The 12,448-nt window shown below is 47.5% G+C and carries 17 protein-coding genes; 2 read left to right on the top strand and 15 right to left on the bottom strand.

What is annotated here, in order from left to right; translation table 11 throughout:
* Window positions 1-3 precede the first annotated feature (3 nt).
* From PHF32_00660 to PHF32_00650, 3 genes are read right to left on the bottom strand one after another with little or no spacing between them, the layout of a single operon-like run.
* Window positions 4-1,077, bottom strand: a complete 1,074-nt coding sequence (locus PHF32_00660; protein ID MDD4559242.1) for a DUF933 domain-containing protein — start codon at window positions 1,075-1,077, stop codon at window positions 4-6.
* Between the two features lie 12 nt (window positions 1,078-1,089).
* Window positions 1,090-1,905 (bottom strand): pseudouridine synthase, encoded by an 816-nt coding sequence (locus PHF32_00655; GenBank protein ID MDD4559241.1) that lies wholly within the window; start codon window positions 1,903-1,905, stop codon window positions 1,090-1,092.
* Window positions 1,847-2,347 carry an LptE family protein gene (locus PHF32_00650; protein MDD4559240.1) on the bottom strand — a complete coding sequence of 167 codons (501 nt, stop codon included), beginning with the start codon at window positions 2,345-2,347 and terminating at the stop codon, window positions 1,847-1,849. Before PHF32_00650 ends, PHF32_00655 begins: the two co-directional genes overlap by 59 nt.
* Window positions 2,348-2,445: 98 nt before the next feature.
* On the opposite strand from PHF32_00650, the gene PHF32_00645 reads away from it, so the two are divergent.
* Both PHF32_00645 and purE read left to right on the top strand, forming a co-directional pair.
* Window positions 2,446-3,120 carry a PTS sugar transporter subunit IIA gene (locus tag PHF32_00645; GenBank protein ID MDD4559239.1) on the top strand — a complete coding sequence of 225 codons (675 nt, stop codon included), beginning with the start codon at window positions 2,446-2,448 and terminating at the stop codon, window positions 3,118-3,120.
* Entirely contained in the window at window positions 3,117-3,566 is a 450-nt protein-coding gene (gene purE / locus PHF32_00640; GenBank protein ID MDD4559238.1) for a 5-(carboxyamino)imidazole ribonucleotide mutase, read from the top strand. The genes PHF32_00645 and purE overlap by 4 nt, the downstream gene beginning before the upstream one ends.
* 78 nt (window positions 3,567-3,644) lie before the next feature.
* Here purE and PHF32_00635 read toward each other — a convergent pair whose 3' ends face one another.
* The 12 genes from PHF32_00635 to def form a co-directional block, all read right to left on the bottom strand.
* Window positions 3,645-4,082 (bottom strand): hypothetical protein, encoded by a 438-nt coding sequence (locus PHF32_00635; protein ID MDD4559237.1) that lies wholly within the window; start codon window positions 4,080-4,082, stop codon window positions 3,645-3,647.
* Window positions 4,079-4,339, bottom strand: a complete 261-nt coding sequence (locus tag PHF32_00630) for a hypothetical protein (protein ID MDD4559236.1) — start codon at window positions 4,337-4,339, stop codon at window positions 4,079-4,081. The genes PHF32_00635 and PHF32_00630 overlap by 4 nt, the downstream gene beginning before the upstream one ends.
* 346 nt (window positions 4,340-4,685) lie before the next feature.
* Window positions 4,686-5,189: a fumarate hydratase C-terminal domain-containing protein gene (locus PHF32_00625; GenBank protein MDD4559235.1), complete on the bottom strand. Its 504-nt coding sequence runs from the start codon at window positions 5,187-5,189 to the stop codon at window positions 4,686-4,688.
* Window positions 5,189-6,034 carry a fumarate hydratase gene (locus tag PHF32_00620; protein ID MDD4559234.1) on the bottom strand — a complete coding sequence of 282 codons (846 nt, stop codon included), beginning with the start codon at window positions 6,032-6,034 and terminating at the stop codon, window positions 5,189-5,191. Before PHF32_00620 ends, PHF32_00625 begins: the two co-directional genes overlap by 1 nt.
* The gene (locus tag PHF32_00615; protein MDD4559233.1) at window positions 6,031-6,912 is read right to left on the bottom strand and encodes a DUF58 domain-containing protein; all 882 of its coding nucleotides are present in this window, start codon (window positions 6,910-6,912) and stop codon (window positions 6,031-6,033) included. The genes PHF32_00620 and PHF32_00615 overlap by 4 nt, the downstream gene beginning before the upstream one ends.
* Complete coding sequence (locus PHF32_00610; GenBank protein MDD4559232.1) at window positions 6,913-7,107, bottom strand: hypothetical protein; 195 nt, start codon at window positions 7,105-7,107, stop codon at window positions 6,913-6,915.
* 37 nt (window positions 7,108-7,144) lie between these two features.
* Window positions 7,145-7,930 carry a lysophospholipid acyltransferase family protein gene (locus PHF32_00605; protein MDD4559231.1) on the bottom strand — a complete coding sequence of 262 codons (786 nt, stop codon included), beginning with the start codon at window positions 7,928-7,930 and terminating at the stop codon, window positions 7,145-7,147.
* Window positions 7,931-7,936: 6 nt separating this feature from the next.
* Window positions 7,937-8,782, bottom strand: coding sequence for a GNAT family N-acetyltransferase (locus PHF32_00600; GenBank protein MDD4559230.1), 846 nt, complete (start codon window positions 8,780-8,782; stop codon window positions 7,937-7,939).
* Between the two features lie 598 nt (window positions 8,783-9,380).
* A complete protein-coding gene (locus PHF32_00595) occupies window positions 9,381-10,223 on the bottom strand; it encodes a trypsin-like peptidase domain-containing protein (protein MDD4559229.1) in 843 nt (280 codons plus the stop codon).
* Window positions 10,220-10,969, bottom strand: a complete 750-nt coding sequence (locus PHF32_00590; protein ID MDD4559228.1) for a DUF116 domain-containing protein — start codon at window positions 10,967-10,969, stop codon at window positions 10,220-10,222. The genes PHF32_00595 and PHF32_00590 overlap by 4 nt, the downstream gene beginning before the upstream one ends.
* Window positions 10,969-11,898, bottom strand: a complete 930-nt coding sequence (gene fmt, locus PHF32_00585; GenBank protein MDD4559227.1) for a methionyl-tRNA formyltransferase — start codon at window positions 11,896-11,898, stop codon at window positions 10,969-10,971. The genes PHF32_00590 and fmt overlap by 1 nt, the downstream gene beginning before the upstream one ends.
* On the bottom strand, window positions 11,895-12,446 hold the full coding sequence (gene def, locus PHF32_00580; GenBank protein ID MDD4559226.1) for a peptide deformylase: 552 nt from the start codon (window positions 12,444-12,446) through the stop codon (window positions 11,895-11,897). Before def ends, fmt begins: the two co-directional genes overlap by 4 nt.
* Window positions 12,447-12,448 lie beyond the last annotated feature (2 nt).

Genomic DNA, 12,448 nt, shown 5'->3' with positions numbered 1-12,448 from the left:
TTCTTATACGTTGAAACGGATGCTGAGAATATCACCATCCTGAACTATATATTCTTTTCCTTCCAAGCGAAAGAGTCCTTTTTCTTTCAGATGCTTTTCGCTACCATGCTCCATGATGGCATCATATGCGAAACACTCCGCCCGGATAAAACCCCGCGCCAGATCACTGTGGATCTTTCCTGCCGCATTCACAGCATTTGTACCCTTGGTAATGGTCCAGGCGCGAACTTCGTCTTCCCCCACCGTGAAAAAACTGATAAGCCCCAAAAGCTGGTAACAGAGCAGAGTGATGCGATCCCGGATGGATGTGCTGATACCCATATCCGTCATGAACATCTCTGCTTCATCACTATCCAGTGTGCTTAGCTCCTGCTCGAACTTTCCGGCGATCTGATTTGCAAGATATCCCCTGCGGGCAAATTCCTCCAACGCCGCATGCGGAGTCTTGAAACCATCCTCCGATGTATTGAGCAGGATCAGGATGGGTTTGGAGGAAAAAAACTGGAAGCCGCGGATAGCTTTTTCCTCTTCCGGATGCAGTTCTATATTGCGAATGCTATTATTCTCCTGCAGATGCTCCAAAATGCACCGTAGAGCCTTCTCTTCGATCTGCACCACCGGAGTCTTTACTCCACGCTTATAACCCAGCTCAATCTTCTCCAGCCGCTTTTCCGTGATCACCATGTCGCAGAGAATCATCTCATCCTCAAAATGAGAAAGCATCTTCAAGGGATCCGCCTCCCCATATAGCTGATCCAGCTCTTCATCTACATAAGCACGCAATACCAGTACAAAAGCATCGCAAGACTTTATGGAAGACATTATTGCCAATTCCACCTCTTCTCCCTCAGTGGCAAAGATGCCGGGAAAATCCTGAAATTCGATGTTCGCATAGATGGTTTTCTTTGGTTTGTATAGCTCGCTGAGACGGGTGATGCGCTCATCCATCACCTGCACGATGCCTACGTTGGCTTCAGTGGCAGGGCTGTATTTATCCACCGGAATATCCTGTCCGGTAAGGGCGTTAAATATAGTGGTCTTACCGCTTTTAGGCGGTCCGATCAAGGCAATCTTCATGTCTATATCCTTTTATTTCTGCTTCTTTTCAGCTTTCTTTTCGCTCTCTTCTCCGCGTCCCGCTTTACGCAACTCCCGCAGCTCAGCGGGAAGCAACGGACGCCATCTGCCCGGAGGCAAATCCCCCAGAATGATGGGGCCAAACTGTACCCGGCGTAAACTCTTGACCTTGCCCCCTACTGCTTCTATCATTTGGCGAAGCTGGCGCTTGCGGCCCTCGGTGATCCCAATGCGCAACAGCATTTCACTATCGGTGGCACTCTTCACATACACTTTGGCAGTCCGAGTGATGCCGCCCTCGATCTCCACACCTTCACGCAGCTTCATGATCGCCGCTTTATTCAACCTCGGCTCCAGACGCACCCGGTAGATTTTCTCTACTTTGTGACTGGGATGTGTAAGGCGCTTGATCAATTCGCCATCATCGGTAAACAGCAGTAAACCCTCACTATTCTTGTCCAAACGCCCGGCATAAGGCAGATGTGCAAATCTCTCCGGCAATAGATCATATACTGTCTTGCGCTCGTATTCGTCCTTTTGAGACACCACATAGCCCGCAGGTTTGTTCAAAATGAGGTAGGTCTTCTCTGCATTTGCCGTGACTACTTTCCCCATATATCGCACTTCATCCACTTTTGGATCCACAACCGTGGCCAAGTCCTTCACTACAGCGCCGTTCACGGATATCAATCCGTCCAAAATAAAGGCTTCCACCTTGCGCCGGCTGCCCAGAGAGCACAACGCCAGATAGCGGTTCAAACGCATTGCTTTACCAGGCTTCAAGGCTGTTTTGGATAACTGTTTTGAAGATGCTGGAGAAGATTTCACTTAAGGCTTCCTCTTTTGTTTCATTTCTGGCTGTACTGCCTTCCGCCACTTTATACATTTCGCTGATGTTTAGCGCCGAGTTCTCGTAGATCACTTCATTACGCACCAAATCCGTGAATGTAACACTCAATACCATCCGTAATTGATAATCCTGCACCCGGTTCGAGCTGTCGTAACTGTAAATCTTTTCTTCAAAAGTGGTTATCTTACCTTCCAAAAGGCAATCCGGATCCTGGGTTACCAATTTCAAGCGTCCATCATTTCGCACGGATAACGATAACTCGTTGAGAGCTTTATCCGCCAGGGCAAACTCCACGGTGCTGTTCTCAAATGGCTCGATCCGGATTTTTTTTAAATGCGGATAAGCATTTGAATAAACGGAATAGTAGCAACTACTAAGCGATGCCATTAGCATGACTATGAAAATAAATCTCTTGACCATTATACCATATTCAAAAAAATCTCGTATCCTTGTCAAGTTAAACCTTGCACTCATAATTTGATTCACATTAAAATCCTTATAATATCAGGAGGTAAGACATGGCTAAGAAATACATTTCGAAAGCCGAAGCAGCTAAGAAACTGAAAGTTTCCGATCGCGTGATCCAGGAAATGATCAACAGTAAAATCTTCGAAACCAAGATAGTGGGAAAAAACGAGAAAATCGATGATGACTCCCTGAATGAATGGCTGGAAAACCTCAATGAAAACGACGAAAAAATGCTGGCTCTCAAACGTGTCATCTGCCACTTTGAAGAATACATGCGCCAGGAAAACATCTTTCTGGATTTTCACGCGGAAAACAAATACGACGCCATTCGCATCCTTAGCGAACACGCAAAAGACCTCAAACTGGTACGCGACGCACGCTGGCTCTACGAAGTGGTGGTTGCCCGCGAAGAACTGATCTCCACCGCCATCGGCAACGGTGTGGCTCTGCTGCATCCACGCCATCTACACCCTTCCAAGATCAAAACCCCCAGCATCCTCTTTGGACGCAGCGATGAAGGCGTAGATTTCGACGCTCCGGACAACAAACCGGTGAACTTCTTCTTTATGCTGCTTCTGCACAACGACAAACAACATCTCTTCAGCCTTTCCTATATTTCCAAGCTGATTATGAATCCCGGTGTGCTGGAAAGCTTCCTCAGCGCTTCAAACGCCGACGAAATCCACACTGCCCTTACCGCTCCGATGGAAGAGAAGAGTTTGTGAAGAAAGTCCGCATCATCCTGGGTAGCAAGAGCGATATCGAAATCTGCAGCCCAATCCAGAAAACCCTGGATGAATTCGGCGTTACTTCCGATTTTCACATCAGTAGCGCTCACCGCAATCCTGAAAAGACTGCCAAGCTGGCACAAGAAGCCGAACATGAAGGCTTTGGCATCATCATCGCCTGCGCCGGAATGGCTGCTCATCTGCCCGGTGTGATCGCTTCTCACAGTACTCTGCCCATCATCGGTGTCCCCATCGCCTCCGGCAGTCTGGGCGGAACTGACGCCCTCTTCTCCATCGCACAAATGCCGCCAGGCGTACCTGTTGCTTGCATGGCTGTTAACGGCGCTAAAAACGCTGCTCTGCTCGCCATCCAAATCCTCGCCCTGACAGATCCTGAACTCGCCAAACGATACAAGGAATACAAAGAAAGCCTGAAGGTATAGTATAGCAAGACATCGGCTCTTATACGATAGGTGAGAGTTCATTTATTCTTTATAAGCGCTCTCTGACCACATTGTGGCCTAGATGAGCGCTGTAAAAGTTTCGTATCCCTTCACCTTAGGCAATAATCCCGCCGCACACGCCGCTGCAATTGTGCGACAGGGTAGATTCAAAACCTGTTCCCGGTCAATGCTGTGCAAATCGATCTGCAAGATGTGACTCATGTTCCACATTAGTTTTACGTATATCAGATTCCAGGCATGAAGAGGCTTGTCCCTATGCTGCGGCAAATCGTTGTACAATCCCAGATAAGCGCGTAAATCCTGCCGATATTCTTCACTGGGCTGGATCGCATAGATCTTCTTCTGTACATCGGTGAAATCCCGGTTATGCTTGCCGGCCTTAAACTTCGGACGTCTACGGATGATGTATTGATTGCGCTTGGCAGAAAAATAAACCACGGAATCATCTAGCATGCCAGTGTAACCCATCAGGAGGTTCTTGAACTTTACCTTCATTTCGTGCCTTCCTTTTTTGTGCTCTGCCTTTTGTACAGAACGTTAACCGTGGGCTCCAGAATGTGCTCCAATATACGCTTGATCCTGATCAGCTCAGGATCCTCCACATCCTTCATAAAACTATGGATTATGTACAGTTTTGCCCGGTTCGGATCCCGATGCACGGTGGGATTCTCAAGTAATACATCGATCAGATTACCTGATCCTTTTAATGAAGCTGCTTTCCTGATGATCGCCTTTCTTTTCTTTTCAAACATTGTTATATCCTTTGAGAGGTGATATTTTGAAATTGGCCTCTCACTAACTATATGACGGACAGCACTGGGACAAAACAGCATCGAATTGTATGAGCAATCTTGTAAATGGTTGATAATATGGAGGATGTAGTAGTGAAAATTCTTTATTGTGTTATGGCCTTCGGCCTGCTGAACACTCAGGCCTAGCTTCGCTGTTGAACCACCCCACGAAAATGCAGCGCATTTCTGCGATGACCCCGGCAATCCTCTCCAAAACCTTCTCGGCGCTTCAGTGAGCGCCGGTACAGAATCTGTGCTACTCTGCTGACAGTAAAGAACCAGCTATGGACAAAGACACAAATGCATTCTAAACAATTGCCACGTAACAAGGTAGGTCTCTTACCACCATATGATAAACGCCTTCCGCACCCAGTTCCGGCCACAGATATGTTTCACATGAAACAATATGTTGATTGAGTACGGCAGATATCCCCCCCACACAGGTCAAATACAATGCTCCATACTCACGGATCAATCTCTCAGTATCCTCACTTCTGTCACCCTTACCGATCATAATCCGTAATCCTTGCTCCAGCATCCGCTGTACATAACGATCCATCCGGTAGCTCGTAGTTGGTCCCACTGCTCCGCATATTTGCCCAGCTCCTGCGGGACTTGGCCCACAGTAAAAGATAGCCGTTTCAGCCAAACAAACCGGCAAACTCTCCCCTCTTTCGATCATCGCCATAAAGCGCTTGTGCGCTAAATCACGGGCAGTGTAGATATCACCGGAAAGCAATATCTTGTCATTCCTCTTCAACTCCCTGATCTGCTCAACCCTGATCGGTAAAGATAACTTGATTTCTCGCATTACAACTCCACACTGATGTGCCGGTGGGCATGGCACTCCACATTCACCGCAACCGGCAAAGAGGCAATGTGACAGGGCGCACTGAGTATATGAACCGCCAGTACGGTATGATTGCCGCCAAAACCCTGCACTCCGCATCCTTCAGCATTCACCCTGTTCCTGATCTCTCGTTCCAGTTCAGCATAATCGCGCTGTGGGTGCTCTCGTCCCAGAGGTTCCAGCAACGCCTGCTTAGCCAGGAGCGGAGCAGTTTCAAAGTTCCCCCCTATACCAATCCCCAGGATCAGCGGCGGACAAGGTTTTGAACCCGCCTCTATCACTTTCTGGGATACATATGCCGCTATCTCTGTATGATCAGCTCCGGGATTGAGCATCTTCATAAAACTCATGTTCTCCGCTCCTCCACCTTTCTGACAGATCTGCAGTCTCAGAGTATCTCCGGGAACGCTTTGTATGTGGATAATTGCAGGAGCATTATTGCCGCTATTGCGTCGCTGCACATAGGGATCCATCACCATGCTGGCACGAAGGGGTAATTCACTCTGTGCCCGGATCACTGCGCGATCGATGGACTCCCGCAACGGCTCCTCCAAGTGAACATCAATTCCCAATTGAGCAAATACCACCGTTGTTCCGGTATCCTGACATAGAGGAATATTCTTCTGTGGAGCCAAACGATGGTTCTCCAGGATAGCGCTCAGGACATCTCTGGCGATCTCACTCTCTTCTGTATCCATCGCTTCCCGCAAAAGCCCTGTTAAATCCGGATCGGGATGATATGAGATATACCGGATAGCTTCAAATACCTTTAGTGTGATCATTTCCTTGCCAAGTCTTTTTATCATAGACCACTCTTGCGTTTGATCATATACCTCATGAGCATGTTCCCAATTTCCTCACGGCAGGATACCGGGTTGTATTCCACCTGAATCTGGTGACAAGCCTCTTTTAAGGTATGGTAAAAGTCATTGTACAAGCCCTGGTATTCGCTTCTGATCTGCCAGGGATTCACGCTTATCTTCTCTCCCGTTTCGCTATCGACAAACTCGGTTTCTCGCTTGAAATTAAGCTCCTGTTCCTGAGGATCATAGATGTGGAATACTATCAGTTCATGCTTGTGGTTACGAAAGCGTTTGAATGTCTGTAAGATGCGCTCCGGTTCATCCAGCAGGTCGGATATCAGCACAATCAAACTGCGCTTCTTGATGCTGTCTGCTATTTGGATGAGCGCGTTGTAAATATCCGTGCCTTCCCCCGCTTCCAGCTTGACTAACTGGGCAAATATCTGCCCCGTATAGCTTTTGAAGGCTTTGGGCGCCATAGCGGAGGTGATACGCTCGTTGAAAGTATATAATCCTGCGGCATCTTTCTGAGCAATCATGAGCCACGCCAGGGCTGCGGCAAGTTGCTTGGCAAATTCCATCTTGGTCTCATTTCCGGAGCCGTAAAACATGGATTTGCTGTGATCTAGCAAGATGTAACACCTCAGATTAGTCTCTTCTTCATAGCGTTTTACGTAGTAACGACCCGTACGCGCCACAATCTTCCAATCCACATTCTTCAGGGATTCACCAGGATTGTATTGACGATGATCGGCAAATTCCACACTGAAGCCGTGGTAAGGAGATTTGTGCAGTCCGATCAAAAAGCCCTCTACGATCTGGCGGGCACTCAATTGCAATTTACTTAGCTGAGCCAGTTGGCTCTCATTAAGCAGCGGCATCTATTTCTTTTTGGGGTTCCACAACAGGGCAAAGGGGATAAGTATCCCATATGCAATCAACAACAGCACCGGTGATATGGTGATCTCGTTGAAGGACATAATTACATAGGCCAGCACCAGAATGATGCCGGCAAGTGCGAGAAGAATCACATTCTTCTTTCCCAGGTGCAATTTTTCTTTCTCTTTATCCTTCATCATAACTCCTTTTAAAAGTTATCTTGCAAACAATTATTTATGTATAACTAGCTGCCGTTCCAGAATGGAAGCAAGTTCGCATTTGCTCATAAACGCTATTTGACAGCTCCTGACGTGTTTTCTCCCCCGGATTGTGTGTTATATCCAAAAAATGAATTTCCGCATCGATACGGTGTCCTATGAGCTTCATAAAATGAGGGGCAAAGCTCATGTCCCCGTACCAGGCAATTGTGTCACGGCTTCTTTCATTGAGTGGTTCACCATCCAGATGTGTATATTTTATACATACAGGTAATATGGGACAATTCTCGTTCAGCGCTATCTGAAATAACGACCTGCGGAATTCGCGGATGTCCTTGCCATTGGTGGATGTTCCCTCAGGGAAGAGGACAACTTTGAATCCTTGTGCGATGGTGTCGCTGAATATCTTGATCTCTTCTTTCAGGCTCATGGGATTCTTGCGATTGGTGAAGAGGCAGCCCCCCATGCGGGTAATGGAACCTAGAAACGGATTGTTCCCCATCTCCACCGAAGTGATGAAAACTAGTTCTTCCAAAGCGGCCAGCACGATGATATCCGTGTAGGAAGAGTGATTTGCCACCAGCAGATAGGAGCTGTGCTTCATTTCTTTTAGCCTTTCTTCGTTGAAGAGCTTCACCTTGATATTCAAGGCTTTTTGAAATCTTTTGGCACTGTGGCTCACGTTTCGGCACCAGCAATGCCGCCGTCGCTGGGGGTCTTTGTATAATATGCTGATGCTCCAGGCCCGGATGAAGTATTCGGCCACCAGATAGAGATGGCGGAGCAAGTGCAGGATTTTCACGATTCTTCAGTTATCACGAGGTTTCCGGATGAATTGATGCTGCATATCTTTGATGTCCAGCAAAGTAAGAAAGTCTATGCATTTAAAGCTTTTATCCAAAGCCGGAGAGCCGCAGACCTTTGCGCCGACCTTCAAGTAGGAATTCAGCAGTGAGGGTATTTTTTCTTTCATGTTGGTATCGATGTTTCCCAGTAAATTTTCGTCATATTGTCGGTAGTTTTGTTTCATTCCATTGATCTTGAATTTCCCTTTGGGGCGTACCAGATGCTCGTTGCTCAGGTGTCCGCTTTGAAGCAGATATTGGTAAATCCTGCCAATCTCGTCGCGATCCATGGTTTTGATGCTTGAACAACCGAAAAGGTAACTTGTTCCGCTGGCTTCCACATAGGCATTGATCCCTTCCCAAAGCAGGGAGATGGTTACTGCGTTGCGGTGTTCCGGATGCACACAGGCGCGTCCGAGCTCCAGCTTGATACCTGGTAAACGCTTGATCTGTTTCATGTGAAATTCGGTGGCTGTATACCATTTTTTGGAGTGTAACGAAGATTGCATACGGTAGGTGCCAATAATGTTATTGCTGCGTTTATCTATGATTATCAGGTGATCACAGAGTTTATCGAAGCGGTCTTTATCCAGGCCGCTTCTTTTCTTTCTTTTGAGTAGTTCCATCAGAAAGACATCGTGACGCAATTTGAGGGCATCGTACAGTTCTTCACGGCAATCGGCAGTTTTCACAATGAAGTTTTTCTTCTCAATCAGGATCGGAATATGTGCGCGGAAATTGTTCATCCGGTTGCGCTGCAGGATGCTCAATAGAACCTTGGCGTTGATTATCGGGCGAATCGCCTTCATCTGAAGCATATACCTCCTTCGAAAATATACTTTATTTTCATTATCTCTATAGCCTGTAAAATCTGTCAAGCGCAAAGTGTGTTCAAGGGGTAGGAGGCAAAGATGCGGATGTTTTTTTGCCCTCGCAATTGCTGATGCTAGTGCTCAATAAATATGGATAATCCGAGTTAACCTTTGATAATGCTTTGGAGTTCATTTGGTCTTAGATAACTTCCTGCTTGCCAGTATCTTACATGGTCACATGTGACTCCATCGCATGAACTTAGTTAAAAATCGTGCTCAGAGCTATTCTACAGTTATAGGGACAGAATACAATGCTGCTGTCATATCAGGCTTGCTGTGGTTATCTACGAATTGCCACAGCGACCGAAGGGAGCTTTTGGATCATTCTCCTCTTTCCCTTTGTTCTATGCAGTGTTGAAGCTGATATCAAGCCGTTATCATCCTGTGTTCAATCGATGATAACCCGATAATATCAGGTTCAAGTATCGATAAACCAGAGGAGGAATAAAGCTTTTGAACCGTTTGGTAGATTATCTGCCAAATGCTGACGCAAAAAAGGCAGAATTGCATCCGCCTTCAACTGATATAATGTGATTTACATTGCGTTCACAAGCTGTTTCACGGCATTTACGGGAAGCGCAAAGCCCAAGCCGATATTGCCGCCGGATTCTGAAATAATTAAGGTATTGATGCCGATCACTTCGCCATAGATATTCACCAGCGGACCGCCGCTATTGCCCTGATTGATGGCTGTATCGGTCTGGATTAGGTTATAGTGCCGCGAACTGCCAAAATCCAGATTCCTGCCCAAAGCGGAGATCACACCCACGCTCACGGTGGGTTTGGCATCGTTCATAACGTAACCATAGGGATTACCCAGCGCAATGCACCATTCCCCCACCAGGATGTCATCGGAATTACCCAGTCTGGCATAAGGCAGATTGTTACCTCTGATGCGCAGTTTTGCCACATCGTTCTCTTTATCCAGGCCGATCAGAGTAGCGTCAAACTCCCGGTTGTCCGCCAGAACTACTTTGATCTCTGTAGCGCCTTCCACCACATGGGCGTTGGTAATGATCAGCCCTTCGGGATCATAGATCACGCCGCTCCCCAGCGATTGAACCTGGCGCTGCATGGGGCCAAAGAAGTCGAAGAAATCGAAGAAGCCAAAGCCAAGACCGGGAGCTCCCATTCTGCCACGAACAATCTGGGTTTTGATCACGTTTACGCTTACCACCGCCGGTTCCACATCTGCCACGGCACGGGTAATGGCGTTTTGACGGCTGATACCGGTGCTGTCGCAGGGAACATCCGGGGCGCTGAAGATACCGTGTCCGCCGGCTTGATTGGTTTGAAACTGATTGATCAGGATCAGAGTAATCCCGGCATTCAGGATCAGGATGATGATTCCAAATAGTACTATTTGCGATGCTTTCATTGAAACTTCCGAATTGCAAACTCTATGGTTTTCAGGCTCACAGTAGTCTCAAAGCAGGGACCGTTGGGACGCTCATTCAACACTCCGTAGGTGGAGAAACGCCAGGCATCACGAATCCCTTCATTGAGATCATGGTGACACGCCACTGCTACGATCACATCTGGTTTAACGTCTTTGATGATCTTTCGCGCCAATGATCCTCCGCTGGCAACCGCTGCTTTCACATTGAACTTTTCTGCTATCTTCTTAATCTCGGTGATATCGCATTTACCGCAGGAAGCGCATTCATTGATATCTGAGGTGATGCGGATATTACATTCGGAATTCTGCAGACAATGGGGTACCAAGAGCAGGATGTTCTTGTGACTCACATTCCTTGCTGCGGATAGCACCACTTCATTGTTAAAATTCACAAAGCTCTCTTGCAGCCTGGATTTCTTTTGCATGGTGATGGTGGCCATAAACAGAGCAATATAGTAAAACACATGCATCAGCATCCATTTGGCATATATCGACATCCAGCGCGGTTTGATGGGACTGTGCGTACTGATCAGGTTCAAAATCCAGGAAGCCACCAGAATCACCAATAAGACAAAGATTATCGTAAAAAGCAACGTCTCGTATGAGCTGAGTCCCAGTTTGAAATAGCTGGACAAAGCTATGGAAAAGAATATCAGCGCGATGATGAACAGAGTTGAGCTGACCATCAGCGGAAATTTAATTACAGACAGATAGTATTGTTTCATTATTCTATCCTTTCTCCTATTTTCAGACGCGCGCCCAGATGATATGCCCAGGCGTCCATCTGCTTTTTGCCCGCCGCCTGAACCCGCAATATGAGGAGTTCATCATCGGCGGTGGAGAGGCAAAATCCTTTGTTGTGTACGATGCCGGTGATCTGTCCGGGAGAGGCATCATGAGTATTAGCGCTAATCTCCGCTTGCAGTATCTTCAGCATCCTGCCTTTGAATACTATATATGCTCCCGGATCCGGAGCGTAGGCCCTGACGCGGCGCATAATCTGCTCTGCTGGCTGGGAAAAGTCCAGGCGTAGATCCTCTTTTGCCAGGAGATTGCTGTATGTAGAGCGAGCATGATCCTGCTCCTTTGGAGTATAGCGGTCAGGATTGTTCAGGTAATCCGAAAGCATCTTTGCGGCCAGTAAAGCCAATCTTTGCTCCAGATTGCCATGATCTTCGTTGGGCATTATCTTCAGCTCCTGCTGCATCAATATCGCCCCGGCATCCATCTTTGCAGCCAGCCTGAAGATAGTGTTTCCCGTCAGTGTATCTCCCACCAGGATTGCGGCTCGGACAGGTGAAGGCCCGCGGTGTTTCGGCAACAGCGAAGGATGTAGATTGATGGCGCCAAAAGGGCATAGATTGCGCACAGTTCTGCCCAAAAAAGCGCCATATGATGCGGTAACCAACATCTCTGCTCCGCTCTCCTGCAGACGCCTGATGCTGTCCGGTTCATTGATGTTTTCAGGACAAAACAGGGGGATACCCAGCTTTTGAGCGGTTCTCGCCAGCGGAGTATCCTCAATTACTTGTTTACGTCCCTTTGGTTTTGCAGGTTGACTGACGGCCAGAACGATCTTATGCTCCTTGCTGGAGGCTATTTCTTCCAACGCTGGAATAGCAAAGTCTGAACTGCCGGCAAAGATGATCTTCATTCGTCTTCATATATGCGGATATTAACTCCGTCTTTGGCTGTGGCTTCTATATCACGTAGTTTACGCTTCAATTTCAGTTTTGCCAGAGTAGAGATTTTATCCGTGAACACAATGCCGTCTAGATGGTCGTATTCATGTTGGATGACTACGGCCTCATATCCTTCCGCTTCCGCTTCCACATGATCTCCGTTGGGAGTGGTGTAGCTGTATTTGATCTTTTGGGCACGGGGCACATTGGCATAGATATCCGGCAGGCTGATGCAGCCTTCTTCATAGAGCTGATCGCCTTCCATGTGGTGAATCACCGGATTTATCAGTACGATGGGCTTGCGTTTATTGCCTTCTCTGCCCCACCATGGGTCGATGGCAAAGATACGCAGATCCACACCCACCTGATTTGAAGCCAGTCCAACGCCGTCACGTTCATACATAGTATGGATTAGATCCGGCAGATAGCTTTTCAAGAATGGATCTTTGGGATCTGCTTCCTTCAATTTCCTGCGCAGGATATCATCACCTAATATCCTGATCGGTAGTATCTTGGGCATTG

This window comes from Candidatus Cloacimonadota bacterium (assembly GCA_028706475.1).
Classification (GTDB): domain Bacteria; phylum Cloacimonadota; class Cloacimonadia; order Cloacimonadales; family Cloacimonadaceae; genus UBA5456.
The sequence above is the reverse complement of the archived record's forward strand: the minus strand, read 5'-3'. Positions and strand labels throughout refer to the sequence as shown.

Coding starts and splice junctions, on each gene's coding strand:
- PHF32_00610 (MDD4559232.1), bottom strand. CDS start 7,107: ATGAAGGATAAAGAGAAAGAAAAATTGCACCTGGGAAAGAAGAATGTG.
- PHF32_00660 (MDD4559242.1), bottom strand. CDS start 1,077: ATGAAGATTGCCTTGATCGGACCGCCTAAAAGCGGTAAGACCACTATA.
- def (MDD4559226.1), bottom strand. CDS start 12,446: ATGCCCAAGATACTACCGATCAGGATATTAGGTGATGATATCCTGCGC.
- PHF32_00635 (MDD4559237.1), bottom strand. CDS start 4,082: ATGAAGGTAAAGTTCAAGAACCTCCTGATGGGTTACACTGGCATGCTA.
- PHF32_00625 (MDD4559235.1), bottom strand. CDS start 5,189: ATGCGAGAAATCAAGTTATCTTTACCGATCAGGGTTGAGCAGATCAGG.
- fmt (MDD4559227.1), bottom strand. CDS start 11,898: ATGAAGATCATCTTTGCCGGCAGTTCAGACTTTGCTATTCCAGCGTTG.
- PHF32_00595 (MDD4559229.1), bottom strand. CDS start 10,223: ATGAAAGCATCGCAAATAGTACTATTTGGAATCATCATCCTGATCCTG.
- PHF32_00590 (MDD4559228.1), bottom strand. CDS start 10,969: ATGAAACAATACTATCTGTCTGTAATTAAATTTCCGCTGATGGTCAGC.
- PHF32_00630 (MDD4559236.1), bottom strand. CDS start 4,339: ATGTTTGAAAAGAAAAGAAAGGCGATCATCAGGAAAGCAGCTTCATTA.
- PHF32_00600 (MDD4559230.1), bottom strand. CDS start 8,782: ATGAAGGCGATTCGCCCGATAATCAACGCCAAGGTTCTATTGAGCATC.
- PHF32_00615 (MDD4559233.1), bottom strand. CDS start 6,912: ATGCCGCTGCTTAATGAGAGCCAACTGGCTCAGCTAAGTAAATTGCAA.
- PHF32_00645 (MDD4559239.1), top strand. CDS start 2,446: ATGGCTAAGAAATACATTTCGAAAGCCGAAGCAGCTAAGAAACTGAAA.
- PHF32_00650 (MDD4559240.1), bottom strand. CDS start 2,347: ATGGTCAAGAGATTTATTTTCATAGTCATGCTAATGGCATCGCTTAGT.
- PHF32_00620 (MDD4559234.1), bottom strand. CDS start 6,034: ATGATAAAAAGACTTGGCAAGGAAATGATCACACTAAAGGTATTTGAA.